Origin of the sequence: Streptomyces sp. NPDC006314 (assembly GCF_040613075.1) — a bacterium.
GTDB lineage: Bacteria > Actinomycetota > Actinomycetes > Streptomycetales > Streptomycetaceae > Streptomyces.
In genome coordinates this window covers 42,011-67,278 of sequence record NZ_JBEXRL010000031.1, presented here as the reverse complement: position 1 = coordinate 67,278, position 25,268 = coordinate 42,011, and the positions used below count along the sequence as shown (strand labels likewise).

Here is a 25,268-nt window from a genome sequence, read left to right as displayed (position 1 = left end):
GGACGATGCACCACCGCCCGCTGAAAACCGGCGCGCTCCTCGTCGAACCCCTCCTGCCCCGGAACGAACACCTCACCCGCAACCCGCCGGGCAAGGGTCTCCACTCCGGTGATGCCGGCGTTCTGCGGAGCCGACGAACCCGGGAATTCAGTCATTCTGTACCACCCTTTCCACAGAGACCGGAGCGCGGCCCGGTCCCGGTGATCGATGTTGGCTGCGGCAGCCGTGCGACGTCCAATACAAGGGACTTCTGGCTGCCAGCAGCATTCGCTATGAGCTCATAACGAATGCTGCTGGCAGCCAGAAGGGCCGACTATTGGACGCGGTACGAAGCCGTGTTCCACGATTGCAGGCGCCGCTGAGCGGTGGCCCATCCGAATTCCTCCCGGCAAGGAGCAGTTACGTGGGAAATTCCGAGAGCACGGCGGAGATGCACCGGGTCTTCAATACCGCGGCAGCGGTGTACGACCAGAGCGGCGTCGAATTCTTCGGCCCGATCGGCCGGCGACTCGTCGAATTCTCCGGAATCGGTGCCGGACAGTCCGTCCTCGATGTCGGCTGCGGCCGCGGTGCCGTCCTCTTCCCGGTGGCCGAGGCGGTCGGACCGAGCGGTGAGGTCGTCGGCATCGACCTCTCGGAGGAGATGGTCAAGTACGCCGAGAACGACGCCCGCGAGCGCGGTCTCGGCCAGGTGACCACGCGCCTGATGAACGGGCAGCAGCCGGACTACCCCCGGGCCCGGTTCGACGCCGTCATCGGGGGCTTCAGCGTCTTCATCTGGACCCACGGCCCGGCGGAGCTGAAGCCGTACCGCGAACTCCTGCGTCCCGGCGGCATCTTCGCCGCGAGCGCCCCTTCCTTCTTCCCGACCGCGACCGGGAAGTGGGGCTTCCTCCCCGAGGACGTCCACGACCTGCTGCTGCCTCACATGACGCAGCCCAAGGAGGGGGACGCCTACGACTGCCCCTTCACCAACATCCACAACAACTGGCTGGTGACCGAGGAGGCCGTCACGAACACGCTGGTCGGTGCCGGCTTCGTGGACGCGGAGGTCATCGAGGAGGACCTGCTCATCACCGTGGAGTCCGGGGACCAGTGGGTCCGGTGGACCCGCACGCACGGGATGCGCCGCCTCTGGGACCGGCTCGCCGAGCAGGAGGCCCAGGAACTGGCCGCCGAGGTCGCCCGTAGGCTGGACGCTCTGCGCGGGGCGGACGGGATCATCACGCTGCCCACCCCGATCGTCTACATGCGGGCCCGCGCACCCCGGGACTGATCCCACCGTCCAGTCGTGGAAGCCGGCCAGGGCGTCGACCGAGCCGGTGCGCGCCCACCGCCTCATGCCGTGGCGGTCATGCGCCGCAGGCCGGCGGACTCCAGTACGGCGTACACGGTCACGACCAGGGCGCCGATGAGCATGAAGGCGACGCCGAAGCCGGTCAGGTCGACCAGGTCGGCGAAGGCCACCGTGACGCAGGCGACGGCGGAGGCCGCGTTCACCGCGATCACGGCCCGGACCAGTCCGGGCGGGATCACCGGATAGCCGGCGATCAGGGCGAGCGCGGCCGCCCCGCCGAGCTGGTAGATCCCGAACCCGACCGTGAACCCCACCGGCATCCCGGTGGCGGAACCGAGTGGCACGCAGGCCGCGATCAGCACGGCCGCCATCACCGCGGTGCTCGCGCTGTCGACACGCAGCACCAGGCGCAGGAAGCGCGCCGCGTCGAGCGAGGGCGTGGTCGTGCCGGCGGTGGGCAGGGTGTGCGTCATCGCGGATCTCCTCCAGGTCGGTTCGCGGGCCTACCGTGGCACGCCACACATCGCGAACTCCATGACCTCAGAGGTCATGGTCCGGTGACCTGGTACTGACTACTGTGGAAACATGCAGACGGACGAACTGCCGCGCGTGGGGCTGTTACTGCGGGACTGGCGACAGCGCCGCAAACTCAGCCAACTCGACCTGGCGGTGAAGGCGGACACCTCCACCCGCCATCTGTCGTGTGTCGAGACGGGCCGGGCCAGGCCCAGCCGGGAGATGGTGCTCCGGCTCGCCGAGCACCTCGATGTTCCCCTGCGTGACCGCAACGGGCTGCTGCTGGCCGCCGGTTACGCGCCGGCGTACCGGGAGACCTCGCTGGACAACGACCGCATGGCGATGGCGCGCGCGGCGCTCAGGACCATGCTGGCGGGGCACGACCCCTACCCGGCGGCTGTCATCGACCGCATCTGGGACGTCGTCGACTGCAACCGCGCCATGTCCGTCCTGCTCGACCTCGTCCCTCCGCATCTGACGGACCCGACGGCCAACGTCATGCGGCTGATCCTGCACCCCGACGGCCTGGCGTCCCACTGCCTGAACTTCGCGGAGGTCCGCGCCCACGCCCTCAGCCGCCTCCTGCACCAGGTCAACGCCACGGGCCACCGCGACCTGCGCGACCTGTACGAAGAGGTGTCCGACTACGCGGCTCCGCCGGGCACGGCCCCCGAGCCCGCGCGCGTCGACCCCATGGGGATCGTCGTACCGCTGAGAGTCCGCACGCCTTACGGTGACATGTCCTTCTTCAGTATGATCGCCACCTTCGGGGCCCCGGAGGACGTGACGCTCTCGGAGCTGGCGGTGGAGGCGTTCTTCCCGATGGACCGCTCAACGGAAGCCCTCCTGCGCCACCGGGCGTCGGCCGGTGGCGAGGGCGCCCTCCGCACGGAGTGACCCGACGCCAGCACGCTCGAAACGGCACGTCGCCCTTACCGCGAGGCCGGCGGCGTCCCGTGGCGCCTCCTGCGCGAACCCGCCGCCTGCATCCGCTGCCGCAGGCGGACGCAGACCGACCGCCGGTCTTTCGCGTCTGCTGTTGGGCTGGTGCCTGTGCTCACGTGCGGATGTTGGTGTAGACGTCGTGGCAGGCTCCAGGAACGGGGCCGGGCGGAGTGGGTGCGGTCGTGACCTCGACGGTCGTGGTGCTGTGGGAGGCGTCGCACGTTCCGTTGCCGTTGTAGGCGGCGGTGATCGTGTGACTGCCGGCGGGGAAGGTGGCGGTGTAGTCGGCCTGGCCGTTGGGCGCCACGGGCACGGTGACCAGCAGGTCGCCGCCGTCGAAGAACGTCATGCCCAGACCGCCGCTGGGATCGGAGGCGCAGGTGACTGTCGCTTGCAGGTGCACCGGTGAGCCGGCGGTGGTGGACTGCGGTGTGGCTGTAACGGTGGTGCTCGATGGCACGGCAGCGGCGGGCGAGGCCAGTCCCAGTACGGCCGCCAGCGCGGTGGCAGTGACCAGCATGCCTCTGTCTCGCGTCGTCCTCACCGGTTCGGCTCCCTACGTCGATGAACAGGCCCGTGGGCCATACGTATTGTGGTGTTTTCACACTATGGTGATGTTCTTCCTCGTACGGGAGGCCGCGCGCAGGGGCAACCCGGTTGGCTCAGCAGCTCCCATCGCCGGCACACGGCATCCTCACGTGCTTGGGCCGGGCTCAGGAGCAGCCTCGGACGTGGCCGTCCCTCAGATGCCAGGTGCGGCGACACGGGTGTAGGTCAGGCCGGCGCTGGTGCCGCCCGCGGTGGTGACGCTCACCGTCGCCGGTCCCGCGGGCCCGGCGGGCACCGTGGCAGTGATCTGCGTGTCGGAGACAACCGTGAACCCGGCGATCTGAGAACCGAAAGTGACTTTTGAGGCGGTGGCCAGATTCGTACCGGTGAGAGTGACGACTGCGCCCGCGGAGGTCGGGCCGTTTCCGGGCGCAACGCCGGTCAGGGTGGGCGCCGCGACGTACGCGAAGGGAACGGGGTTGCTCGATCCGCCCGGTGTGACCACCGTGATCTGCGAACCACCCGTGCCCGAGGGCGCCGTGGCCGTGATCTGCGTCGAGGACACCACGGCGAAAGACGTGGCGTTCGTGGAGCCGAAGCGGACCGCGCTGGCGTTGAGCAGACCGGTCCCGGTCAGTGTCACCACCGTTCCCCCAGCCGCCGGGCCCTGGGCGGGGTCGGCGGTGTTCAGTACGGGAGGCGCGGCGTAGAAGAAGTAGGCGCCTGAGGAAGCGGCACTGGTACCCCCGGGCGTGATGACAGTGACCGCGGCACCGCCGGGGCTTCCGGCCGGCGTCACGGCGGTGATCTGACCGGCCGAAATGACAAAGAACGATGCCGCTGGTGTATCGGCGAAGCGCACCGCGGTGGTGCCGGTGAACCCGGTCCCGGTGATGGTGACGCTGGTGCCGCCTGATGTCGGACCGCTGCTGGGCACCACCGCCGTGACCACCGGCACCACGGCCGTGAGGTAGGTGAAGGTCACCGCGTTGCTGGTGCCGGTCGGGCTGACAACCGTCACGGCCACCGCGCCCGTGCTGCCGGCCGGGCTGACGGCGGTGATCTGGGTAGCCGAGTTGACGGTATAGGAAGCGGGCGTACTGCCGAACCGCACGGCGGTGGCCCCGGTCATCCCTGTGCCGGTGAGGGTGACGGCTGTACCCCCGGTCGTGGGGCCCTGCGCGGGATTGATGGCACTGATGGTGGGCGACATGAGGTGCTCCTGTGAGGGCCTGGGCCGGAGCCTGGAATCAGGCGAATGCTTCCCCGAGGTGAGGAGGAGATCGGCGCCCGTGGGGCACTGCTGATGATGGTGGGCCTCCGCGTCGGAACCCGTGGAGAGGCGGCAGTCCAGGCGATGACGATCGAACGCGTCTGCGGGGGGTGTGCGGTCACGGCAGTGCCGCCGCCCGGTGGTGGACCGGGCGGCGGCATGACGGGTGCTCAGATCCCGGGGGGCGCGACGTAGGTGAAGGCGTCGGTGGCCGTGTCGGCGCCGGCCGGGTTGGTGACCACCACGTCGACCGGGCCGGCGGCACCGGGCGGGGTCACGGCTGACAGCGTGGTGGCGTTCACCACGGAGAACGGTGCTACGACGCCGCCGAAGCTGACCGAGTCCGTGGTGTCGAGATGGGTACCGGTGATCGTCACACCTGTGCCGCCGGACGTGGGCCCGGAGGACGGGGCGACACCGGTCACGGCGGGAACGTCGACGTAGACGTAGGACAGGCCGTTGTTGGTGCCCCCCGCGGTGGTCACGCTCACCCCGACGGGGCCTGCCGCCGCACCTGCCGGCACCGTGACACTGAGCTGGGTGTCGGAGAGGACCGTCGGGGTGACGGTCACCCCGCCGAAGGACACGCTCGTCGCAGTCGACAGTCCCACACCGTTGATGGTGATTGTGTTACCGCCGGCCAGCGCGCCGGAGGTCGTCCCCAGCGATGACTTGAACGGGGCGCCGACGTAGAAGAACGGCACCGGGGCGCTGGTGCCGCCCGGAGTGGTCACGGTCACCCCGACCGTGCCGGTCCCCGACGGGGACACAGCTGTGACCTGGGTCGGAGAGACGTTGGTGACGCTGGTGGCCGACTTGCTGCCGAACTTCACCGCAGTGGTGCCGGAGAGGTTCGTACCGGTGATGGTGACCAGTGTGCCGCCGCCGGTAGACCCCTGGTTCGGAGAGATGGGCATGGAGAGGCTCCTCGCTGACAGGACAGGGACAGAGGACGCAGCCAACCGGTGGGTCACTGAGGCGCCGGAGGCACGCCGGTTGAGGGCACCGAAGTGGCGGGCATGCGTTGGCCACGGAAGCCCTCGACGGGGAGAGGACGGCTCGAGCACGCTGGCGAATCCGCGGAGTGCTGTCGTGCGCACTCAAAGGAAAAACCGGCAGACACCGCCCTTACCACGATCCCCCGGATATGGGATGGGCGGCCCACCGGTTCGCTGCCACAAGTGACCCATGGGGGCGTAACACCGACAAGGCGCCAACTCTACTTATCACCCGATCGGGGGAGCGCACAGCGGTAAAGGGCCGTGTCCATGTACCGCCCGCGCATCCCTGTGCTGCGCGCCTGTGCTGCGCCGTTCGTCTCGTCATCGACGCGTCGGCGCCGCCGGCGTCGCCCGTGGAGCGGGCGAGGGGGCCGAACAGCCAGCCAGTCGGCGCCAGATGAGTGGCACCGACTGGCGATTCCACCCCCCTCGGGTGTGCCCATCGCGCTTCGGTAGGTCGTGACGCCTTGACCGCAGGCCATACCAGTGACACGCCCCCCGAGGGGAAGGGCTGCCCACCGGTTGGATACTCAAAGGCGGTGTCTTCGGCGGTGACGCCGGCGCCAGGGGCTCGGGCACTCCTACCCGGCTGTGACGCTTGGTTATTATGCTCACTTCATAGCCGGAGGCCGGAAGCAAGGGGCGCACCGCCATTGACTGACTGCTGGGGCTACAGGGAGACGGGCATGTCAGTCGAACTTCTCAGATCCTCCCCAGGGCTGATCGGGGGGCCTGGAGCGCAGCGCGTTGGGGCTAGCCATGAAATGTAAGACAAAAGAGCCGTGGGGCCTTGGAAGATGTTGAGGAAGGTCGCCGCAACCCGTTACATCGAGCCCCTACGGTCCGGCGGCTCCGTGCCCGGAGTCGTCGAGGCCGACGACCTGGGCACCTACGTCGTGAAGTTCACCGGTTCGGCGCAGGGACACAAGGCGCTGGTCGCCGAGGTCATCGCCGGCGAACTGGCCCGCGCGCTCGGCCTGCGCTTCCCCGAGCTGGTCCTGGTCCACTTCGACCCGGCCATCGCCGCCGGCGAGCCCCACCAGGAGGTGCGGGACCTGCACACCGCGAGCGCCGGCGTGAACCTCGGCATGGACTATCTGCCGGGCGCACGGGACTTCACCCCGGACATCGCGAAGGTCTTCCCGGTGGACCCGCTGGAGGCGGGCCGGATCGTCTGGCTGGACGCGCTGACCGTCAACGTGGACCGTACGGTCCACAGCTCCAACCTGATGGTCTGGCCCACGTTCGGTACCGCACCCCCGCGCCTGTGGCTCATCGACCACGGCGCCGCCCTCGTCTTCCACCACCGCTGGGACACCACGACCCCCGGCAAGAAGTACGACTTCCGGCATCACGCCCTCGGCCACTACGGCCCCGACGTACGGGCCGCCGACGCCGACCTGGCGCCCCGGGTGACGGAGGAGCTGCTGCGCGGGATCGTCGCCGAGGTGCCGGACGCCTGGCTGGCCGAGGACGCCGGCTTCGCCACACCCGACGACGTCCGGGACGCCTACGTCGACTACCTCCTGGCCCGTGTGCGGCTCTCGCCCGAGTGGCTCCCCACCGACTTCCCGAGCCGCGAGGAACTCGCGGCCGAGGAGGCCGCCCGCGCGGCGAAGACGCAAGCGAGCCGCCCGGACTGGCTGAAAAGGGTCCCCGACCTGCATGGAAAACCGGCGGCGGAACAGGATGGGTCGGTGCACCTGGGATGACGGATGGACAGCGGGTCCAGATCGAGTACTGCACCCAGTGCCGCTGGCTGCCCCGTGCGGCCTGGCTGGCTCAGGAACTGCTCACCACCTTCGAGGCAGAGCTGACGGAGCTGTCGCTCAAGCCCGGTACCGGCGGCGTCTTCGTCGTCCGCGTGAACGACGAGGTGGTGTGGGACCGCCGCGAGCAGGGCTTCCCGGAGCCCACGGCGGTCAAGCGGCTCGTACGTGACCGAGTGGCCCCCGGCAAGCCCCTGGGCCACTCGGAACGCTCGTCGTGAGGGTCAGCCGGCCAGTTGCTCGTACGCCGGCAGGGTGAGGAAGTCGGCGTAGTCCTCGTCGAGGGACACCTTCAGCAGCAGGTCGTGCGCCTCCTGCCAGTGCCCGGCCGCGAAGGCCTCCTCGCCGATCTCCCTGCGGATACCGTCCAGTTCCTCGGCGGCGACCTTGCGGGCCAGCTCGGGCGTGGCCTTGTCGCCGTTCTCGAACTCGACGCCCGCGTTGATCCACTGCCAGATCTGGGAGCGGGAGATCTCGGCGGTGGCCGCGTCCTCCATCAGGTTGAAGATGGCGACCGCGCCGAGCCCGCGCAGCCAGGCCTCGATGTAGCGGATGCCGACCTGAACGGCGTTGACGAGACCGTTGTACGTCGGCTTGGCGTCCAGCGAGTCGATGGCGATCAGGTCGGCGGCCTCGACGTGCACGTCCTCACGCAGCCGGTCCTTCTGGTGGGGCTTGTCGCCGAGGACCTTGTCGAAGGACTCCATGGCGATCGGCACCAGGTCGGGGTGGGCGACCCACGAGCCGTCGAAACCGTCGTTCGCCTCGCGGTCCTTGTCGGCGCGGACCTTCTCGAAGGCCGTCTTGTTGACCTCGGCGTCCTTGCGGGACGGGATGAAGGCCGCCATGCCGCCGATCGCGTGGGCGCCGCGCTTGTGGCAGGTGCGGACGAGGAGTTCGGTGTACGCCCGCATGAACGGGGCGGTCATCGTGACGGCGTTGCGGTCCGGGAGGACGAACTTCGCCCCGCCGTCGCGGAAGTTCTTCACGATGGAGAACAGGTAGTCCCAGCGGCCGGCGTTCAGGCCGGAGGCGTGGTCGCGGAGTTCGTAGAGGATCTCCTCCATCTCGTACGCGGCCGTGATCGTCTCGATCAGCACGGTGGCGCGTACGGTGCCCTGAGGGATGCCGGTGTAGTCCTGAGCGAAGACGAACACGTCGTTCCACAGCCGGGCCTCGAGGTGCGACTCGGTCTTCGGCAGGTAGAAGTACGGGCCCTTGCCGAGGTCGAGCAGCCGCTGCGCGTTGTGGAAGAAGTACAGGCCGAAGTCGACGAGGGCGCCGGGCACCGGGCGGCCGTCGGCGTCCACGAGGTGGCGCTCGTTCAGGTGCCAGCCGCGCGGGCGCATGACGACGGTCGCCAGCTCCTCGGCGGGGCGCAGCGCGTACGACTTGCCGGTGCGCTCGTCCGTGAAGTCGATGTTCCGGGTGTAGGCGTCGATCAGGTTGGCCTGGCCGAGGATCACGTTCTCCCAGGTGGGCGCGGAGGCGTCCTCGAAGTCGGCGAGCCAGACCCGCGCACCGGAGTTGAGCGCGTTGATGGTCATCTTGCGGTCGGTCGGGCCGGTGATCTCGACGCGCCGGTCGTTCAGCGCGGCCGGGGCCGGGGCGACCTTCCAGGAGTCGTCCGCACGGATGGCGGCCGTCTCCGGGAGGAAGTCGAGCGTGGAGGTGCGGGCGATCTCGGCGCGTCGCTCGGCCCGGCGGGCGAGGAGTTCGTCACGGCGCGGGGTGAACCGCCGGTGCAGCTCCGCCACGAAGGCGAGCGCCGCGTCCGTGAGGACCTCTTCCTGCCGGGGCAGGGGCTCGGCGTCGACGATGGCCAGCGGGGACGGCGCTGGTGCGGACATGAGCTGTCACTTCCTTCAGCGGTGGCACCGGGTGCCAAGTGGCACGAACAGGGCGATCAGCGCCGACTGTGCGGACAGGCGCTTCTGATCGGTGGATAGTAGTTTCCTCATTGTGGAACTTCAATGTTTTGTTGATGTCGAGATTCTCCGGGTCGAGGCAAGGTGGCGCCCAGTGCCACCCCGTTCACTCAAGGTGGCTCAGATCGGCCTCGGTGTCGATGTCGTACGGGTCGGCCACGTCCGCGCACTCCACGAGCCGGATACCCGCCCGGTGCGCCTCGAGGTAGGCGCGTGCCCCGCGGTCCCCGGTGGCGGTCGCCGCGATGCCCGCCCAGTGGGCCGCGCCGAAGAGCACCGGATGCCCGCGCTTCCCGTCGTACGCGGCCGACACCAGCGCATCCTCACCCTCGTACGCACCGAGCACCCGGGCCACCGCAGCGGCCCCGATGCCGGGCTGGTCGACGAGGCTCACCAGGGCCGCGCGCACGCCCGTGCCCGCGAGCGACGCCAGGCCCGCGCGCAGCGACGACCCCATCCCCTCGGCCCACTCCGGGTTGTCCACGAGCACGCAGCCGCTGAGCTCGGCGCGCCTTCTCACCTCGTCCGCCCGGGCGCCCACGACGACGTGGATCCGCCCGCACCCCGCCGCGCGCAGCACGCCGGCCGCGTGCTCGACCAGGGGCCGCCCCCGGTGTTCCAGCAGGGCCTTGGGCCGCCCACCGAGCCGTCTGCCCCCGCCGGCGGCGAGCAGCAGCCCGGCGACGTCCCCCCGATGATCCTGGTTGACCGTCATGGGTCCTGCATACCCGACGACGGCGGAAGCGTCCGGATTTCCGGCGCCGATTCCGTTGGGCTGAATTTCGGTCCGCGTGGTGGCGCTCCCGCACGGGGTGGCGTTTACTGACCCGCGCACGACGGCGTGTCAGGGGGGAGGGCTGTGTTGCGGAGCTTGGGGCAGAGGCCGGTGACCGGCAGCGGCGAGGACCCGAGAGTGGCGGAACTGCGGACCGCGGTGTCCCGGCTGCGCCGCGAACTCGCCGCGCACCCGGCGGAGTTCCCCGACCGGGCCATAGCCGAGGACGAACTGGCGGCCCTGGCCGCGATGGCCACGGGCGGTATACCCGAGATCCTCCGCCTGCGGAGGTCCCTGTTACTGATCGCGGGTGCGATCGGCTCGGTCAGCGCGCTGGCGAAGGGCTTGTCGGGGGTCCGGCAGGCGGTGGACTTGTTCGGGGGGCCACCGCAGCGGGGCTGAGTGTGCCTGCCCGGGGGTGCGGCGCTGTATCGATGGTGCGGCCCCGCCGCGTGGGCGCGACAAGCCGCAGCGGACCCGCAGCCGCCCGCGCACCGCTGATGGTCCCCCCTCAGGCGCCTGAACCGGCCAGAGCCTGAGACAGCTCAAGAGCGACCTGCTGCAGCACCGGCACGATCTTCTCGGTCGCCGCTTCCGTCACCCGTCCCGCCGGTCCGGAGATCGAGATCGCCGCGGCCGTAGGAGACTCCGGCACGGACACCGCGAGGCACCGCACCCCGATCTCCTGCTCGTTGTCGTCGACGGCGTACCCCATCCGCCGTACGTCCTCCAGCGCCGCCAGGAAGCCGTCCGGGGTGGTGATGGTCTTCTCCGTCGCCGCCGGCATCCCGGTGCGGGAGAGCAGTGCGCGCACCTCGTCGTCGGGCACGCTCGCCAGCAGCGCCTTGCCCACCCCCGTGGAGTGCGGCAGCACCCGTCGGCCCACCTCGGTGAACATCCGCATCGAGTGCTTCGACGGCGCCTGCGCCACGTACACGATCTCGTCGCCGTCCAGCAGTGCCATGTTCGCCGTCTCGCCGGTCTCCTCGACCAGCCGGGCCAGGTACGGCCGCGCCCAGGTGCCGAGCAGCCGGGAGGCGGACTCCCCGAGCCGGATCAGCCGCGGCCCGAGCGCGTACCGGCGGTTCGGCTGCTGACGGACGTACCCGCAGGCGACCAGCGTGCGCATCAGCCGGTGGATCGTGGGCAGCGGCAGCCCACTGGTCGCGGACAGTTCGCTCAGGCCGACCTCGCCGCCCGCGTCCGCCATGCGCTCGAGCAGGTCGAAGGCGCGCTCCAGGGACTGGACCCCGCCTCCGTTGGAGGACTTGGCGGAGTCGGTGGTGCTGGCGCTGGACGTCGGCACGGCGCGTTCCTTTCGGGGCGGGCGGGAGGGCAGAAGCCTACCCGGCAGCGGGTTGACTCCCTGTTTGTACGTAGCTGCATTCTGTCAGCCGGAATTATAATTCCGCCTTGTGGAAAGGTCCAGGGTGGCGCGGGTGGTGTCCCGTCCAGAAGTGTGCCTCTTGACGGCGGGGGAGCGGGAGTGAAGACTCCTTCAACAGAACGTTGAAATCCGTTACGTGGGTGTAAGTCCCGTTTCCTGTGCGTAAACGGCGGTACAGAGAGGGGTTCGGGTGTCCGACGCTGAGCTGGTACTGCGCTCGACGCGCGTCATCACACCGGAAGGGACACGGGCCGCCACGGTCACCGTGTCCGCCGGGAAGATCACGGCCGTTCTGCCGTACGAGGCCGAGGTCCCGGCCGGCGCCCGGCTGGAGGACCTCGGCGACCATGTCCTGCTGCCCGGCCTGGTCGACACCCACGTGCACGTCAACGACCCGGGCCGCACCGAGTGGGAGGGTTTCTGGACCGCCACGCGCGCGGCGGCGGCCGGCGGCATCACCACCCTGATCGACATGCCGCTCAACTCCCTGCCGCCGACCACGACCGTCGAGCACCTGCGGGTGAAGCGGCAGGTCGCCGCCGACAAGGCGCACATCGACGTCGGCTTCTGGGGCGGCGCCCTGCCCGGCAACCTCAAGGACCTGCGCCCGCTGCACGACGCCGGTGTCTTCGGCTTCAAGGCCTTCCTGGCCCCGTCCGGCGTGGACGAGTTCCCGCACCTCGACCAGGACCGGCTCGCCCAGTCCCTGGCGGAGATCGCCGGGTTCGGCGGCCTGCTGATCGTGCACGCGGAGGACCCCCAGCACCTGGCCGCCGCCCCGCAGCACGGCGGCCCCAGGTACGCCGACTTCCTCGCCTCCCGCCCGCGCGACGCCGAGGACACGGCGATCGCGGGCCTCATCGCGCAGGCCCGTCGGCTGCACGCGCGCGTGCACGTCCTGCACCTGTCCTCCAGCGACGCGCTGCCGCTGATCCGGGCCGCGCGCGCCGAGGGTGTCCGCGTCACCGTGGAGACCTGCCCGCACTACCTCACTCTCACGGCCGAGGAGGTCCCGGACGGCGCCAGTGAGTTCAAGTGCTGCCCGCCCATCCGCGAGGCCGCCAACCAGGACCTGCTCTGGGAGGCCCTCGCCGACGGCACCATCGACTGCGTGGTCACCGACCACTCGCCCTCCACCGCCGACCTCAAGACCGACGACTTCGCCACCGCGTGGGGCGGCATCTCCGGCCTCCAGCTGAGCCTGTCGGCGGTGTGGACCGAGGCCCGCAAGCGCGGCCACGGCCTGGAGGACGTCGTCCGCTGGATGTCCACGCAGACCGCCGCTCTGGTCGGCCTGGGGCACAAGGGCGCCATCGAGGCCGGCCGCGACGCCGACTTCGCCGTCCTCGCACCCGACGAGACCTTCACCGTCGACCCGGCCGGCCTTCAGCACCGCAACCGGGTCACCGCGTACGCCGGAAAGACCCTGCGCGGCGTCGTGAAGTCCACCTGGCTGCGCGGCGAGCGCATCACCGCCGACGGCGAGTTCACCGAGCCGAAGGGCACGCTGCTCAGCCGCCCCCAGTGAGCCACCGCCAACCTCTCGGCTTCTCCCCCGCTCTCGGATTCGCTCGAGCGGGGTGGCCCCCCATGAGCAGGGGAAACCCCCATGAGCAGGGGAAACCCCATGAGCAGGGGAAACCCCCTACCGCATCCGCACCCGCCGACTCCCGAAAGGAACCCCTGATCACCGTGACGGCGCAGCAACATCCGAGTTGGGCCGGCTTCACCGGCGACGCGAACCCCTACGGAGGCGGCGACCCGTACGCGGACTACCGCACCGCCGATTTCCCCTTCACCCGGTACGCCAACCTCGCCGACCGGCAGCTCGGCGCCGGTGTCGTCGCCGCCAACGACGAGTTCTTCGCCCAGCGCGAGAACCTGCTGGTCCCCGAACCGGCCGAATTCGACCCCGAGCACTTCGGGCACAAGGGCAAGATCATGGACGGCTGGGAGACCCGCCGCCGGCGCGGTGTCTCCGCCGAGCACCCCTGGCCGACCGCCGAGGACCACGACTGGGCGCTGGTCCGCCTCGGCGCGCCGGGCGTGATCCGCGGGATCGTGGTCGACACGGCCCACTTCCGCGGCAACTACCCGCAGGCCGTCTCGGTCGAGGGCGCCTCCGTACCCGGCTCCCCCTCCCCGGAGGTACTGCTCGGCGACGACGTGCAGTGGACGGCCCTCGTCCCGCGCACCCCCGTCGGCGGCCACGCGGCGAACGGCTTCGCCGTCTCCGTCGAACAGCGCTTCACGCACCTGCGCGTCAACCAGCACCCCGACGGCGGCATCGCCCGCCTGCGCGTGTACGGCGAGGTCGTCCCGGACCCGAGGTGGCTCGAGGCGCTCGGCACCTTCGACGTGGTCGCCCTGGAGAACGGCGGCACGGTGGAGGACGCCTCCGACCTCTTCTACTCTCCGGCCACCAACACCATCCAGCCGGGCCGGTCCCGCAAGATGGACGACGGCTGGGAGACCCGCCGCCGCCGCGACCAGGGCAACGACTGGATCCGCTACCGGCTGGTGTCCCAGTCCCAGATCCGGGCGATCGAGATCGACACCGCCTACCTGAAGGGCAACAGCGCCGGCTGGGCCTCGGTCTCCGTGAAGGACGGAGAGGACGGCGACTGGACCGAGATCCTGCCGCGCACCCGCCTCCAGCCCGACACCGATCACCGTTTCGTCCTGCCGCGGCCGGCCGTCGGCACGCACGCGCGTGTCGACATCTTCCCCGACGGCGGCATCTCCCGCCTGCGCCTGTTCGGCTCCCTGACCGAGGAGGGCGCGACCCGGCTCGCCGCCCGCCACCGGGAACTGGGCGGCTGACCCACCCGCGCGCGCGTGGGCGCCCCGGCCGGACAGCACCGGGGCGCCCGGTGTGCCACTCGCACGGACCCCGTTCCCCCGGTCCGGAACTCTTCCGTCCGTCTCCCGCGTTCTCTCCCACGTGACCCTTCAGCAAGAGATCGTCGGCAACGCCATGCAGATGGCGGTCGTCAACCTGAACCCCGGCCAGACCGTGTACTGCGAGGCCGGGAAGTTCCTGTTCAAGACCACGAACGTGACCATGGAGACGCGGCTGTCCGGCCCGTCGGACAAGGGCGGGCAGCAGCAGAACGGCTCGGGCGCCGGCATGGGCGGCCTGCTGCGTCAGGCCATGGGCACCGCCATGCAGGTCGGCCAGCGCGTGCTCGCGGGCGAGTCGCTGGCCTTCCAGTACTTCACCGCCCAGGGCGGCGAGGGCACGGTCGGCTTCGCGGGGGTGCTCCCCGGCGAGATGCGGGCCCTGGAGCTCGACGGCACGCGCGCGTGGTTCGCGGAGAAGGACGCCTTCGTGGCCGCCGAGTCCAGCGTCGACTTCGGCATCGCCTTCGCCGGCGGTCGCACCGGCAGGAGCGGCGGAGAGGGCTTCATCCTGGAGAAGTTCACCGGGCACGGCACGGTGATCATCGCGGGCGCGGGCAACTTCATCGACCTGAACCCGGCGGACTTCGGCGGCCGCATCGAGGTCGACACCGGCTGTGTGGTCGCCTTCGAGGAGGGCATCCAGTACGGCGTCCAGCGCGTCGGCGGCCTCGACCGGCAGGGGATCATGAACGCCGTGTTCGGCGGCGAGGGACTGTCCCTGGCCACCCTGGAGGGCAACGGACGGGTGATCCTGCAGTCGCTCACCATCGAGAGCCTCGCCAACGCCCTGAAGAAAGCCCAGGGCGGCGACAAGCAGGGCCCGGCCGGCGGACTGTTCTCCACACACGCCGGCTGAACCGATGAGTTGCGGGAGTCTGCGGGGTCTGAGGTGATGACAGCAGACCCCGCACCCGGAAGAAGGCACCCGCCATGGGCAAGCTCGTCTCCACCGTCTTCGTCACCCTCGACGGCGTCTACCAGGCGCCCGGCGGCCCCCAGGAAGACCCCAGCGGCGGGTTCGAACAGGGCGGCTGGAGCTTTCCGTACGGCGACGACGACTTCGGCCGGTTCGTCAGCGAGGTCTTCGACGGCGTCGGCGCGTTCCTCCTCGGCCGCAGGACGTACGACATCTTCGCCTCGTTCTGGCCGAAGGTGACCGACCCCGCCGACCCGGTCGCCTCGAAGCTGAACACCCTGCCGAAGTACGTCGTCTCCTCCACCCTCCGGGCGCCCGAGTGGTCCGGCACCACGGTCGTCAGCGGCGATCTCGCCAAGGAGGCCGCGGCCCTCAAGGAGCGCACGGACGGCGAACTCCAGATCCACGGCAGCGGCGCCCTGGTCCGCTCGCTGGTGGACCTGCGGCTCGTCGACACCCTGCACCTGCTGACCTTCCCGGTCGTCCTCGGCGCCGGCCGCCGCCTCTTCGTGGACGGCGCGGTCCCCACCCGCCTCACGCACAGGGGCGGGCGCGTCACCGGCATGGGCGTCTCCATCCAGACGTACGACGTCGCGGGTGGCCCGGAGTACGGGTCGTACGGCCTCCCCGAAGAGGCCTAGCCCACACGTCCTTCGTGGTGGCCTCGCCCCGCGGCCGAGGGCTGTGTGGTGAACGCGGGGCGAGGATCCGCGGGGCGCGGACGGTGCCGGTCGTACGCCGGACCGGCGGGCCTCAGCAGCCGAAGTCGACGAGCTTGAACGTGGCGTAGTGATCGGACGTGTAGTAGTCCTCCTTGGACTTCTCACCGGTGACGATGCGGCGCGCTCCTCGTGTGGGGCTGTCCGGCGTGATCACGGTGTACTCGTGGTAATAGCCGGACGCCTGGCCGGGCAGGACGCCTTCACGGTTCGAGAAGACGGTGCCGTCCTGCGAGGACGGGAAGGGACCGCCCTGCTCGATCAGATCGAGCGTGTCGTGGGCCTGGGAGGGCAGGGCGCTGTGGCAGATGCTGCCGACCGCGGCGTTCGCCGTGGTGGCGGAGACCGTGCCGCTCACGAGGAGGGCGGACAGAAGAGCGGCTGCGGCGCCGATCCGAGCGGCGCTGTGGGGGATTCGCATGCCCTCATGGTGACGCGCGTAGAGCCTGACATGTCAACGACAACATTGGAGTTTTGCCCGTCAAGTCCGCTCAATTTCCGGGAAGTTCACCTGGGCGCTCGGCGGCTCCATGGAACCTGCACGGGCTGTTCACGATGCGCGACCGTCAGCGGCAGGGCGGCGCACCCACTCAGCCGGACCCCCGGCCCTCCGCGGCGGCGAACAGCGCGAACGCCAGCACCACGAGCGCGACGCTCGCGTAGACCGCGTGGCCGTCGAGGAACCCGAGCCGCTGCACGAGCCCCACATGCCAGTGCGTGAACTCGTGCACCAGGCCCAGTACGCCCTGCACCAGGGCGAGGAATCCGAGAAGTTCCAGCAGCTGTCTCATGGCACGACTCTCGCCCTGCGGCGTCCCCCGGCATATCGGCCGTGGGGCGGTCCCGTACCGCCACAAGGCTGCTTCACCGCGGTGCCGCGCCATCGAAAGTCCATGGTGGTGCGACTTCGGTCGGCGATCCCGTGCGCGCAGCGGCCAAGGGGGCCTGCCCTGCGTAGAGTTGCCCACCGTGAGCAATGACGAGCCGGCCCGGGCGCCGCAGGGATTCGCGGGTCGCCGGTGGCTGTTCCCCTCCGCCCTGGTCCACGAGCTGGACCCGGACGCCCGCGCCTCCGGCCGGCGGCCGAGGCGCACCGCGCGCGACTGGGTCGTCGACTTCTCCTGCTTCCTGCTGGCCGTCGGCCTCGGCCTGGCGGCCGCACAGTCCCTGCCCGACGAACCCGACCTGCCGCACTCCCTCGCCGTCCTCGACCAGGCGCTCGGCGCCCTCGCCTGCGCGGCGGTCTGGGTGCGGCGCCGGTGGCCGGTCGGGCTGGCCGTCGCGATGGTCCCACTCGGCCTGCTGTCCAACACCTCGGGCGGCGTGGCGATGGTCGCCCTGTTCACGCTCGCCGTCCACCGGCCCTTCCGGTACGTGGCCTGGATCGGCGGCGCCGACCTCGCGCTGCTTCCGCTCTTCTTCTGGCTGCGGCCCGACCCCGAACTGCCCTACGCCGGAGTCGTCGCGTTCACCGCGCTGCTCACCGTGTCCATCACCGGCTGGGGGATGTTCGTCCGCTCCAAACGGATGCTGATGCTGAGCCTCAGGGACCGGGCCCACCGGGCGGAGACCGAGGCACGGCTGCGCGCCGAGCAGGCCCAGCGGCTGGCCCGCGAGGCCATCGCCCGCGAGATGCACGACGTCCTCGCCCACCGGCTCACCCTGCTCAGCGTGCACGCGGGCGCCCTGGAGTTCCGGCCGGACGCGCCCCGTGCGGAGATCGCGCGGGCCGCCGGGGTCATCCGGGAGAGCGCCCACGAGGCCCTGCAGGACCTGCGGGAGATCATCGGGGTGCTCCGGGCCGGCGAGTCCGACGATGCGGCGGGCGGCCGGCCGCAGCCGACGCTCGCCGCGCTGGACGTCCTTGTCGCCGAGTGCAGGCAGGCCGGCATGAAGGTCACCCTCGACCACCGTGTCGCCGACCCGGCCGCCGTCCCCGCATCCGTCGGCCGCACCGCCTACCGCATCGCCCAGGAGACCCTGACCAACGCCCGCAAACACGCCCCCGGCACCGAGGTCACGGTCCGCCTCACCGGTGCTCCCGGCGACGGCCTGACCATCACCGTCACCAACCCGGCCCCACCGTCCGAGGTCCCACCGGTCCCCGGCTCCGGCCAGGGCCTGATCGGCCTCACCGAACGCGCGACCCTGACGGGCGGACGCCTGGAGCACGGCACCACGGCCACCGGCGGGTTCGAGGTGCGGGCGTGGCTGCCGTGGGGGGAGGCGTGAGGGGCCCCGTCCGGGACCCGGACCCCGCCTCCGTCCCGGCCGGGACATCGGCGTCCCCTGACCGCTCCGCCGCCCCCATGATTACGTAATCCCATGACTGCGACGCCGATCAGACTTCTCCTCGTAGACGACGACCCCCTCGTGCGGGCCGGGCTCGCCCTGATGATGGGTGGGGCCGAGGACATCGAGATCGTCGGGGAGGCCGCCGACGGCGCGCAGGCCGAGGCGCTGGTGCGGCGCACCCGGCCGGACGTCGTTCTGATGGACATCCGTATGCCGTCGGTGGACGGTCTCACCGCCACCGAGCGGCTGCGCGCGCGGGCCGACGCACCGCAGGTGGTGGTGCTCACCACCTTCCACGCCGACGAGCAGGTGCTGCACGCCCTGCGCGCGGGCGCCGCCGGTTTCGTCCTCAAGGACACCCCGCCGGCCGAGATCCTGGCTGCCGTGCGCCGGGTCGCGGCGGGCGAGCCGGTGCTGTCGCCCGCCGTCACCCGGCAGTTGATGCGGCACGCGGCCGGCGGCGCGGCCGATGCCCGGCACGCACGCGCGCGTGAACGGCTCGCCGTGCTCAACGACCGTGAGCGCGAGGTCGCCGTCGCCGTCGGCCGTGGTCTCGCCAACGCCCAGATCGCCGCCGAACTCTTCATGAGCCTGGCCACCGTCAAGACCCACGTCTCCCGCATCCTCGCCAAACTCGGCCTCGGCAACCGTGTGCAGATCGCCCTGCTGGCGTACGACGCGGGACTACTGGAGGACGGGCACTAAGCGGCCGCCCCGGGCGTTGTCCCGGTACCGGGATGTGCCCGGTGAGCCTCGGGGGAGTCCGGAAGGGGAGCGATGGACAGGCAACTGGTGGTCGATCTGCGGGAGTTCGAGGACGCTTTGCGCCGCGATCCCCATGCGGTGTACGCCCGCCTGCGCGAGCAGGGCCCCGTGCACCGGGTCCGGCTGCCGGGAGGAGACGAGGGCTACGAGACCTGGCTGGTCGTGGGGTACGAAGAGGCGCGCGCGGCCCTCGCCGACCCCCGGCTGGCCAAGGACGGCGCCAAGATCGGCGCGACCTTCCTGGACGAGGAGATGATCGGCAAGCACCTGCTGGTCACCGACCCGCCTCAGCACACCCGCCTGCGCGGCCTCGTCACCCGCGCGTTCACGATGCGCCGGGTGGAGCAACTGCGCCCACGGATCCAGCAGATCACCGACGACCTGCTGGACGAGCTGCTGCCGCGCGGCCACGGCGACCTCATCGACTCGCTCGCCTTCCCGCTGCCCATCACCGTCATCTGCGAACTCCTCGGCGTCCCGGACATGGACCGCGCGGAGTTCCGCAAGATGTCCACCGAGGTGGTCGCACCGACCAACGGGGACACGGAGTACGACGCGATCGTCCGCCTCGCCGCGTACCTCACCGAGCTGATCGAGGACAAGAGGTCCGCCGGATCTGCCGACGACCTGCTGAGCGACCTGATCCGCACCACCGCCGAGGGTGGCGACCGGCTCTCCCCACAGGAGCTGCGCGGCATGGCCTACGTGCTGCTCATAGCCGGCCATGAGACCACCGTCAACCTCATCGGCAACGGCGTCCTCGCCCTGCTCACCCACCCCGACCAACTCGCTGCCCTGCGCGCCGACATGAGCCTCCTGGACGGCGCCGTCGAGGAGATGCTGCGCTACGAGGGCCCGGTGCAGAGCGCCACGTTCCGGTACGCCGCCGAGCCCCTGGAGATCGCCGGCACGGTCATCGAGCAGGGCGAGCAGGTGGTGGTCGGCCTCACCGCCGCCCAGCGCGACGGCGACCGCTACAGCGACCCGCACCGGTTCGACATCCGCCGTGACACCCGCGGCCACCTGGCCTTCGGCCATGGCATCCACTACTGCCTGGGCGCACCCCTGGCCCGCTTGGAGGGCCGAATAGCCATCGGCACCCTCCTGGAGCGCGCCCCCGGCCTGGCACTCGACGGCTCGCCGGGCGAGTGGCTCCCGGGCCTGCTGATGAGGGGGATGCGCAGCCTTCCGGCGCGCTGGTGAGCGGCCGGGGGAGTCAGTCGTACTACGGTCCCGCCCGGTCCGGGATCTCCGCCAGCGCCACCGGCCGCCGCTCACGCCGGGACATCTCGCAGGCCTCGGCGATCCGCAGCGCCTGCAACGCCTCCCGTCCGTCGCACGGGTTGGGCCGCTCGCCGCGCACCACCCCCACGAAGGCGGCCAGCTCGGCCTCGTAGGCGGGCCCGAACCGCTCCGGAAACCCCGCCCACGGCTTGTCCGCGGGCGGGGGCCCGCTGGGCTCGGTGGACGCGAGCGGCGTACGGTCGTCCAGGCCGACCACCACCGTGTCCCGCTCGCCGGCCAGCTCCATGCGGACGTCGTAGCCCGCTCCGTTCAGCCGGGTCGCCGTCGCCGAGACCAGGGTGGCGTCGTCCAGCGTGAGCAGCGCCGCGCCCGTGTCGACGTCACCGGCCTCGCGGAACATCGCGGGACCGCCGGCGGAGCCGGTGGCGTACACGTCGGCCACCTCACGGCCCGTCACCCAGCGCAGCACGTCGAAGTCGTGGATCAGCGTGTCCCGGAACAACCCGCCGGACAGCGGCAGCCACTGGGCCGGGGGAGGGGACTGGTCGCAGGTCAGGGCCCGTACGGTGTGCAGCCGCCCGAGCCGCCCGGTGCGCACCGCCTCCCGGGCGCCGGCATAGCCCGCGTCGAACCGCCGCTGGAAGCCCATCTGCAGCACCGTCCCGGCCGCCTCGACCTCGGCCAGCGCCTGCAGCGTGCCCGGCAGGTCGAGGGCGATCGGTTTCTCGCAGAAGACCGGCAGGCCCGAACGGGCTGCCCGACCGATCAGTTCGGCGTGGGCCGCCGTGGCCGTGGTGATCACCACCGCGTCCACGCCCCATCTGAAGACCTCGTCCACCCCCGGCGCCGCCGTCTCACCCAGCCGGTGCGCCAGCTCCTGCGCCCGCGCCGGGTCCGCGTCCGTCAGGATCAGGGATCCGACCTCGCGGTGACGGCTGAGCGTCCTCGCGTGAATGGTGCCGATACGGCCCGTACCGATGACCCCGATGCGCATGGAAACAAAGTGAGGGCGGACCCCGTACGCTGTCAATGTGTATGTCCGGACAATCGGACTACACAACTTCCCGTCAACCCGTCACGGGACTACGCTCGGGCCCGTGCCGAAACCAGATAACCCGACCGTGTCGCTCGACCTCCGCGTGGACCGTGGCTCCCCGGTGCCGTTGTACTTCCAGCTCTCCCAGCAGCTGGAGGCCGCCATCGAGCACGGCAGCCTCACTCCGGGCAGCCTGCTGGGCAACGAGATCGAGCTGGCCGCGCGGCTCGGCCTGTCCCGGCCGACCGTGCGCCAGGCCATCCAGTCGCTCGTGGACAAGGGGCTCCTCGTCCGACGCCGGGGCGTCGGCACCCAGGTCGTGCACAGCCAGGTCAAGCGCCCCCTGGAGCTGAGCAGCCTCTATGACGACCTGGAGGCGGCCGGTCAGCGCCCCGCGACCAAGGTCCTGGTCAACACCGTCGTCCCCGCCTCCGCCGAGGTCGCCGCGGCGCTCGGGGTCGCCGAGGGCGGCGACGTCCACCGCATTGAGCGGCTGCGCCTCGCACACGGCGAACCGATGGCCTACCTGATCAACCACCTGCCGCCCGGTCTGCTCGACCTGGACACCGGCCAGCTGGAGGCCACCGGCCTGTACCGGCTGATGCGCTCCGCCGGGATCACCCTGCACAGCGCCCGCCAGTCCATCGGCGCCCGCGGTGCCACGCCCGCCGAGGCCGAGCGGCTCGTGGAGGCGGAGGGCGCCCCGCTGCTCACCATGCAGCGCACCACCTTCGACGACACCGGCCGCGCGGTCGAGTTCGGCGATCACGCCTACCGTCCGACGCGCTACGCCTTCGAGTTCCAGCTGCTCGTACGCCCCTGACGTCGCCCGCGGTGTTCGTCGCAATGTCCGGACAAGGGCACCGGTATGCGGTCCCCGGTCGTGTCATGGGTGTTCCCTGTGTTCGATACTGAGGTGTTTGGGGCTGGTGAGGTCACCGCCGGGACGCGCCGACGGTGAGGTCGCCCGCCCCTTGCGCACGTCGGAGCAGACCGAGAGCACAGCAAGAAGGGCACGGCCTCGTGGCACGGTTTCGGACCTGGGTAGGCATAGCGCTGGCGGGGGCACTCTCCGTGTCGCTGGCGGGGTGCAGCAGCACCGGCGGCAAACGGGCCGAGGACGCCCGCAAGGCCGCCGCGGCCCAGGGCAGGTCGGCGGTGAACACGCCCCGCTGGACCTTCGCGATGATCACCCATTCGGGAGACGGCGACACCTTCTGGGACATCGTGCAGAGCGGTGCCAAGCAGGCCGCCGTCAAGGACAACATCAAGTTCCTGTACTCGCACGACGACGAGGCCCAGCAGCAGGCGCAGCTGGTGGACGCCGCCGTGGACAAGAAGGTCGACGCCATCATCGTCACCCTCGCCAAGCCGGACGCCATGAAGGCCGCCGTGGCCCGCGCCGAGAAGGCCGGCATCCCGGTGATCACGGTCAACTCGGGCTCCGGGGAGTCCAAGGCCTTCGGCGCCCTCACCCACATCGGCCAGGACGAGACCATCGCAGGTGAGGCCGTGGGCGGCGCGCTGAACGAGCGCGGCAGGAAGAAGGCCCTGTGCGTCCTGCACGAGCAGGGGAACGTCGGCCACGAGCAGCGCTGCGACGGTGTCGCCAAGACCTTCCACGGCACCCTGCAGAAGCTCTACGTCAACGGCGCCAGCATGCCCGACGTGCAGTCCGCGATCGAGGCCAAGCTCCAGGCCGACAAGTCCCTCGACGCCGTCGTCACCCTCGGCGCCCCCTATGCCGACACCGCAGTCAAGGCGAGGACGGACGCGGGCAGCAAGGCCGAGGTCGACACCTTCGACCTCAACGCCAAGGTGGCCGCCGAACTGAAGGACGGCACCCTCGGCTTCGCCGTGGACCAGCAGCCGTACCTCCAGGGCTACCAGGCGGTCGACCTGCTGTGGCTGTACAAGTACAACGGCGACGTCCTCGGCGGCGGCAAGCCGGTGCTGACCGGCCCGCAGATCATCACCAAGGACCAGGCGCCCGCGCTGGCGGAGTACACCGAGCGGGGAACCCGATGAGCGCCACCCCGGAACGGACGGCCGCCGGGGCGCCTCACAAGACGACCGACGAAAGGATTCTGCGGACCTCGCCGCTGCGAAAGCTGCTTGCGCGCCCGGAACTGGGCTCGCTCGTCGGCGCGCTCGCGGTCTTCGTCTTCTTCGCCTTCGCCGCAGACGGCTTCCTGCGGGCGGCCAGCCTCAGCACGGTCCTGTACGCCTCGTCGACCATCGGCATCATGGCCGTACCCGTGGCCCTGCTGATGATCGGCGGCGAGTTCGACCTGTCCGCGGGCGTCCTGGTGACGTCCTCCGCGCTGATCTCCTCGATGTTCAGCTACCAGATGACGGCGAACACCCGGGCCGGCGTGGGCGTCTCGCTCCTGGTCACCCTCGCCATCGGCGCCTTCAACGGCTTCATGCTCACCCGCACGGGGCTGCCCAGCTTCATCGTCACGCTGGGCACCTTCCTGATGCTGACCGGCATGAACCTCGGCTTCACCAAGCTGATCGACGGCACGGTCTCCACCAAGACCATCGCCGACATGGAGGGCTTCACAAGCGCCCGCGACGTCTTCGCCTCGACCTTCACCGTCGGCGGCGTCGACTTCAAGGTCACCATTTTGTGGTGGCTGGGCCTGGTCGCCCTCGCCTCCTGGATCCTGCTCCGCACCCGGGCCGGCAACTGGATCTTCGCCGCCGGCGGCAACGAGGACGCGGCCCGCGCGGTCGGCGTCCCCGTCGCCAAGACCAAGATCGGCCTCTACATGGGCGTCGCCTTCGGCGCCTGGATCTCCGGCCAGCACCTGCTCTTCTCCTTCGACGCCGTCCAGTCCGGCGAGGGCGTGGGCAACGAGCTGATCTACATCATCGCGGCCGTCATCGGCGGCTGTCTCATCACCGGCGGCTACGGCAGCGCGATCGGCTCGGCCGTCGGCGCCCTGCTGTTCGGCATGACCAGCAAGGGCATCGTCTTCGCCGAATGGAACCCCGACTGGTTCAAGTTCTTCCTCGGAGCGATGCTGCTCCTCGCGACCCTGCTCAACGCCTGGGTCCGCAAGCGCGCGGAGGCGACGGCATGACGCAGACCGAGACGCGTACGGCCCTGGTGGAGCTGTCCGGGGTCAGCAAGCACTACGGCAACGTCCGTGCCCTGGAGGGCGTCTCGCTGGAGGTCCACGCGGGCGAGATCACCTGCGTCCTCGGCGACAACGGGGCAGGCAAGTCGACACTGATCAAGATGATCGCGGGCCTGCACCGGCACGACGGCGGCACTCTGTGCGTCGAGGGCGAGGAGACCCGCCTCGCCTCCCCGCGCGAGGCCCTGGACCGCGGCATCGCCACGGTCTACCAGGACCTCGCGGTCGTCCCCCTCATGCCGGTCTGGCGCAACTTCTTCCTCGGCTCCGAGCCCCGAAAGGGCGTGGGCCCCTTCAAGCGCCTCGACATCGACCTCATGCGCCGCACCACCCGCGAGGCCCTGCTCCGCATGGGCATCGACCTCCGCGACGTCGACCAGCCCATCGGCACCCTCTCCGGCGGCGAACGCCAGTGCGTGGCGATCGCCCGGGCGGTCCACTTCGGCGCGAAGGTCCTGGTCCTGGACGAGCCGACGGCGGCACTGGGTGTGAAACAGTCCGGTGTGGTCCTCAAATATGTGGCGGCGGCACGCGACGAGGGCCTGGGCGTTGTGTTGATCACCCACAACCCGCACCACGCGTACCTGGTGGGCGACAGATTCGTACTCCTGCGCCGGGGCGCGATGGTGGGGAATTACACACGGGACGAGATGACGCTGGACGAGCTGACCAAGCAGATGGCGGGCGGAGCCGACCTGGACGCTCTGGTCCACGAACTGCAGCGGACCTGAAAGGGCGCGGGGCTGTGCCGACTCGGCGGCTCCGCCGCGTGGGCGCGACAAGCCGCCCCACGCAACGGCAC

Annotated in this window: 26 protein-coding genes; 16 read left to right on the top strand and 10 right to left on the bottom strand. The window is 70.7% G+C overall.

Features of this window, described 5'->3' with window-relative positions; translation table 11 throughout:
* The first annotated feature begins 403 nt into the window (after positions 1 to 403).
* Positions 404 to 1,276: a class I SAM-dependent methyltransferase gene (locus tag ABZ079_RS34650; protein ID WP_356943427.1), complete on the top strand. Its 873-nt coding sequence runs from the start codon at positions 404 to 406 to the stop codon at positions 1,274 to 1,276.
* Positions 1,277 to 1,338: 62 nt separating this feature from the next.
* On the opposite strand, the gene ABZ079_RS34645 is transcribed toward ABZ079_RS34650, so the two are convergent.
* A complete protein-coding gene (locus ABZ079_RS34645; RefSeq protein ID WP_356943426.1) occupies positions 1,339 to 1,770 on the bottom strand; it encodes a hypothetical protein in 432 nt (143 codons plus the stop codon).
* A gap of 112 nt (positions 1,771 to 1,882) precedes the next feature.
* On the opposite strand from ABZ079_RS34645, the gene ABZ079_RS34640 reads away from it, so the two are divergent.
* On the top strand, positions 1,883 to 2,710 hold the full coding sequence (locus ABZ079_RS34640) for a helix-turn-helix transcriptional regulator (RefSeq protein WP_356943425.1): 828 nt from the start codon (positions 1,883 to 1,885) through the stop codon (positions 2,708 to 2,710).
* Between the two features lie 160 nt (positions 2,711 to 2,870).
* Here ABZ079_RS34640 and ABZ079_RS34635 read toward each other — a convergent pair whose 3' ends face one another.
* The 3 genes from ABZ079_RS34635 to ABZ079_RS34625 all read right to left on the bottom strand — a co-directional run bounded on the left by ABZ079_RS34635 (position 2,871) and on the right by ABZ079_RS34625 (position 5,497).
* Entirely contained in the window at positions 2,871 to 3,302 is a 432-nt protein-coding gene (locus tag ABZ079_RS34635) for an Ig-like domain-containing protein (RefSeq protein ID WP_356943424.1), read from the bottom strand.
* A gap of 198 nt (positions 3,303 to 3,500) precedes the next feature.
* Entirely contained in the window at positions 3,501 to 4,520 is a 1,020-nt protein-coding gene (locus tag ABZ079_RS34630) for an IPT/TIG domain-containing protein (RefSeq protein WP_356943423.1), read from the bottom strand.
* Between the two features lie 230 nt (positions 4,521 to 4,750).
* The gene (locus tag ABZ079_RS34625) at positions 4,751 to 5,497 is read right to left on the bottom strand and encodes an IPT/TIG domain-containing protein (RefSeq protein ID WP_356943422.1); all 747 of its coding nucleotides are present in this window, start codon (positions 5,495 to 5,497) and stop codon (positions 4,751 to 4,753) included.
* An 881-nt stretch (positions 5,498 to 6,378) separates the two neighbouring features.
* Between ABZ079_RS34625 and ABZ079_RS34620 the strand changes: the two genes are divergently transcribed.
* Both ABZ079_RS34620 and ABZ079_RS34615 read left to right on the top strand, forming a co-directional pair.
* On the top strand, positions 6,379 to 7,293 hold the full coding sequence (locus ABZ079_RS34620) for a HipA family kinase (RefSeq protein ID WP_356943421.1): 915 nt from the start codon (positions 6,379 to 6,381) through the stop codon (positions 7,291 to 7,293).
* A complete protein-coding gene (locus ABZ079_RS34615) occupies positions 7,290 to 7,571 on the top strand; it encodes a SelT/SelW/SelH family protein (RefSeq protein ID WP_356943420.1) in 282 nt (93 codons plus the stop codon). The genes ABZ079_RS34620 and ABZ079_RS34615 overlap by 4 nt, the downstream gene beginning before the upstream one ends.
* Before the next feature lie 3 nt (positions 7,572 to 7,574).
* Here ABZ079_RS34615 and aceB read toward each other — a convergent pair whose 3' ends face one another.
* Positions 7,575 to 9,200, bottom strand: coding sequence for a malate synthase A (gene aceB, locus ABZ079_RS34610; RefSeq protein ID WP_356943419.1), 1,626 nt, complete (start codon positions 9,198 to 9,200; stop codon positions 7,575 to 7,577).
* Between the two features lie 184 nt (positions 9,201 to 9,384).
* Positions 9,385 to 9,993, bottom strand: coding sequence for a nucleotidyltransferase family protein (locus tag ABZ079_RS34605; RefSeq protein ID WP_356943418.1), 609 nt, complete (start codon positions 9,991 to 9,993; stop codon positions 9,385 to 9,387).
* A 144-nt stretch (positions 9,994 to 10,137) separates the two neighbouring features.
* Between ABZ079_RS34605 and ABZ079_RS34600 the strand changes: the two genes are divergently transcribed.
* Positions 10,138 to 10,455, top strand: a complete 318-nt coding sequence (locus tag ABZ079_RS34600; protein ID WP_356943417.1) for a DUF5955 family protein — start codon at positions 10,138 to 10,140, stop codon at positions 10,453 to 10,455.
* A 109-nt stretch (positions 10,456 to 10,564) separates the two neighbouring features.
* Here ABZ079_RS34600 and ABZ079_RS34595 read toward each other — a convergent pair whose 3' ends face one another.
* Entirely contained in the window at positions 10,565 to 11,359 is a 795-nt protein-coding gene (locus tag ABZ079_RS34595; RefSeq protein WP_356943416.1) for an IclR family transcriptional regulator, read from the bottom strand.
* A gap of 271 nt (positions 11,360 to 11,630) precedes the next feature.
* On the opposite strand from ABZ079_RS34595, the gene allB reads away from it, so the two are divergent.
* The 4 genes from allB (at position 11,631) to ABZ079_RS34575 (ending at position 15,901) form a co-directional block, all read left to right on the top strand.
* Complete coding sequence (gene allB / locus ABZ079_RS34590; RefSeq protein WP_356943415.1) at positions 11,631 to 12,968, top strand: allantoinase AllB; 1,338 nt, start codon at positions 11,631 to 11,633, stop codon at positions 12,966 to 12,968.
* Positions 12,969 to 13,132: 164 nt separating this feature from the next.
* A complete protein-coding gene (gene alc, locus ABZ079_RS34585; protein ID WP_356943414.1) occupies positions 13,133 to 14,263 on the top strand; it encodes an allantoicase in 1,131 nt (376 codons plus the stop codon).
* Between the two features lie 121 nt (positions 14,264 to 14,384).
* Positions 14,385 to 15,200, top strand: coding sequence for an AIM24 family protein (locus ABZ079_RS34580; protein ID WP_356943413.1), 816 nt, complete (start codon positions 14,385 to 14,387; stop codon positions 15,198 to 15,200).
* A gap of 74 nt (positions 15,201 to 15,274) precedes the next feature.
* On the top strand, positions 15,275 to 15,901 hold the full coding sequence (locus tag ABZ079_RS34575) for a dihydrofolate reductase family protein (protein WP_356943412.1): 627 nt from the start codon (positions 15,275 to 15,277) through the stop codon (positions 15,899 to 15,901).
* A 112-nt stretch (positions 15,902 to 16,013) separates the two neighbouring features.
* On the opposite strand, the gene ABZ079_RS34570 is transcribed toward ABZ079_RS34575, so the two are convergent.
* Together ABZ079_RS34570 and ABZ079_RS34565 are read right to left on the bottom strand one after the other, a co-directional pair.
* Positions 16,014 to 16,400, bottom strand: a complete 387-nt coding sequence (locus ABZ079_RS34570) for a ribonuclease domain-containing protein (RefSeq protein WP_356943411.1) — start codon at positions 16,398 to 16,400, stop codon at positions 16,014 to 16,016.
* 169 nt (positions 16,401 to 16,569) lie between these two features.
* Positions 16,570 to 16,770 (bottom strand): hypothetical protein, encoded by a 201-nt coding sequence (locus tag ABZ079_RS34565; RefSeq protein ID WP_356943410.1) that lies wholly within the window; start codon positions 16,768 to 16,770, stop codon positions 16,570 to 16,572.
* A 169-nt stretch (positions 16,771 to 16,939) separates the two neighbouring features.
* Here ABZ079_RS34565 and ABZ079_RS34560 point away from each other — a divergent pair, with 169 nt between their 5' ends.
* From ABZ079_RS34560 to ABZ079_RS34550, 3 genes are all read left to right on the top strand, one after another.
* On the top strand, positions 16,940 to 18,211 hold the full coding sequence (locus ABZ079_RS34560) for a histidine kinase (protein WP_356943409.1): 1,272 nt from the start codon (positions 16,940 to 16,942) through the stop codon (positions 18,209 to 18,211).
* A gap of 93 nt (positions 18,212 to 18,304) precedes the next feature.
* Positions 18,305 to 18,979: a response regulator transcription factor gene (locus ABZ079_RS34555; protein ID WP_356943408.1), complete on the top strand. Its 675-nt coding sequence runs from the start codon at positions 18,305 to 18,307 to the stop codon at positions 18,977 to 18,979.
* Positions 18,980 to 19,051: 72 nt separating this feature from the next.
* Positions 19,052 to 20,242 (top strand): cytochrome P450, encoded by a 1,191-nt coding sequence (locus tag ABZ079_RS34550; RefSeq protein WP_356943407.1) that lies wholly within the window; start codon positions 19,052 to 19,054, stop codon positions 20,240 to 20,242.
* A 22-nt stretch (positions 20,243 to 20,264) separates the two neighbouring features.
* Here the strand turns inward: ABZ079_RS34550 and ABZ079_RS34545 are convergent, their stop codons facing one another.
* Positions 20,265 to 21,278: a Gfo/Idh/MocA family oxidoreductase gene (locus tag ABZ079_RS34545; RefSeq protein WP_356943406.1), complete on the bottom strand. Its 1,014-nt coding sequence runs from the start codon at positions 21,276 to 21,278 to the stop codon at positions 20,265 to 20,267.
* Between the two features lie 127 nt (positions 21,279 to 21,405).
* Here ABZ079_RS34545 and ABZ079_RS34540 point away from each other — a divergent pair, with 127 nt between their 5' ends.
* The 4 genes from ABZ079_RS34540 to ABZ079_RS34525 all read left to right on the top strand — a co-directional run bounded on the left by ABZ079_RS34540 (position 21,406) and on the right by ABZ079_RS34525 (position 25,197).
* Positions 21,406 to 22,143 carry a GntR family transcriptional regulator gene (locus ABZ079_RS34540; protein WP_356943429.1) on the top strand — a complete coding sequence of 246 codons (738 nt, stop codon included), beginning with the start codon at positions 21,406 to 21,408 and terminating at the stop codon, positions 22,141 to 22,143.
* Positions 22,144 to 22,343: 200 nt separating this feature from the next.
* A complete protein-coding gene (locus ABZ079_RS34535; protein WP_356943405.1) occupies positions 22,344 to 23,348 on the top strand; it encodes a sugar ABC transporter substrate-binding protein in 1,005 nt (334 codons plus the stop codon).
* A complete protein-coding gene (locus ABZ079_RS34530; protein WP_356943404.1) occupies positions 23,345 to 24,409 on the top strand; it encodes an ABC transporter permease in 1,065 nt (354 codons plus the stop codon). Before ABZ079_RS34535 ends, ABZ079_RS34530 begins: the two co-directional genes overlap by 4 nt.
* Entirely contained in the window at positions 24,406 to 25,197 is a 792-nt protein-coding gene (locus tag ABZ079_RS34525; RefSeq protein ID WP_356943403.1) for an ATP-binding cassette domain-containing protein, read from the top strand. The genes ABZ079_RS34530 and ABZ079_RS34525 overlap by 4 nt, the downstream gene beginning before the upstream one ends.
* The last annotated feature ends 71 nt before the right edge of the window (positions 25,198 to 25,268 follow it).

Bases quoted from the DNA above. Each gene is read 5' to 3' on its own strand.
- ABZ079_RS34565 (WP_356943410.1), bottom strand. From the start codon at position 16,770: ATGAGACAGCTGCTGGAACTTCTCGGATTCCTCGCCCTGGTGCAGGGC.
- ABZ079_RS34570 (WP_356943411.1), bottom strand. From the start codon at position 16,400: ATGCGAATCCCCCACAGCGCCGCTCGGATCGGCGCCGCAGCCGCTCTT.
- ABZ079_RS34605 (WP_356943418.1), bottom strand. From the start codon at position 9,993: ATGACGGTCAACCAGGATCATCGGGGGGACGTCGCCGGGCTGCTGCTC.
- ABZ079_RS34530 (WP_356943404.1), top strand. From the start codon at position 23,345: ATGAGCGCCACCCCGGAACGGACGGCCGCCGGGGCGCCTCACAAGACG.
- aceB (WP_356943419.1), bottom strand. From the start codon at position 9,200: ATGTCCGCACCAGCGCCGTCCCCGCTGGCCATCGTCGACGCCGAGCCC.
- ABZ079_RS34620 (WP_356943421.1), top strand. From the start codon at position 6,379: ATGTTGAGGAAGGTCGCCGCAACCCGTTACATCGAGCCCCTACGGTCC.
- ABZ079_RS34545 (WP_356943406.1), bottom strand. From the start codon at position 21,278: ATGCGCATCGGGGTCATCGGTACGGGCCGTATCGGCACCATTCACGCG.
- ABZ079_RS34630 (WP_356943423.1), bottom strand. From the start codon at position 4,520: ATGTCGCCCACCATCAGTGCCATCAATCCCGCGCAGGGCCCCACGACC.
- ABZ079_RS34550 (WP_356943407.1), top strand. From the start codon at position 19,052: ATGGACAGGCAACTGGTGGTCGATCTGCGGGAGTTCGAGGACGCTTTG.
- ABZ079_RS34615 (WP_356943420.1), top strand. From the start codon at position 7,290: ATGACGGATGGACAGCGGGTCCAGATCGAGTACTGCACCCAGTGCCGC.
- ABZ079_RS34525 (WP_356943403.1), top strand. From the start codon at position 24,406: ATGACGCAGACCGAGACGCGTACGGCCCTGGTGGAGCTGTCCGGGGTC.
- ABZ079_RS34625 (WP_356943422.1), bottom strand. From the start codon at position 5,497: ATGCCCATCTCTCCGAACCAGGGGTCTACCGGCGGCGGCACACTGGTC.
- ABZ079_RS34645 (WP_356943426.1), bottom strand. From the start codon at position 1,770: ATGACGCACACCCTGCCCACCGCCGGCACGACCACGCCCTCGCTCGAC.
- ABZ079_RS34640 (WP_356943425.1), top strand. From the start codon at position 1,883: ATGCAGACGGACGAACTGCCGCGCGTGGGGCTGTTACTGCGGGACTGG.
- ABZ079_RS34555 (WP_356943408.1), top strand. From the start codon at position 18,305: ATGACTGCGACGCCGATCAGACTTCTCCTCGTAGACGACGACCCCCTC.
- ABZ079_RS34575 (WP_356943412.1), top strand. From the start codon at position 15,275: ATGGGCAAGCTCGTCTCCACCGTCTTCGTCACCCTCGACGGCGTCTAC.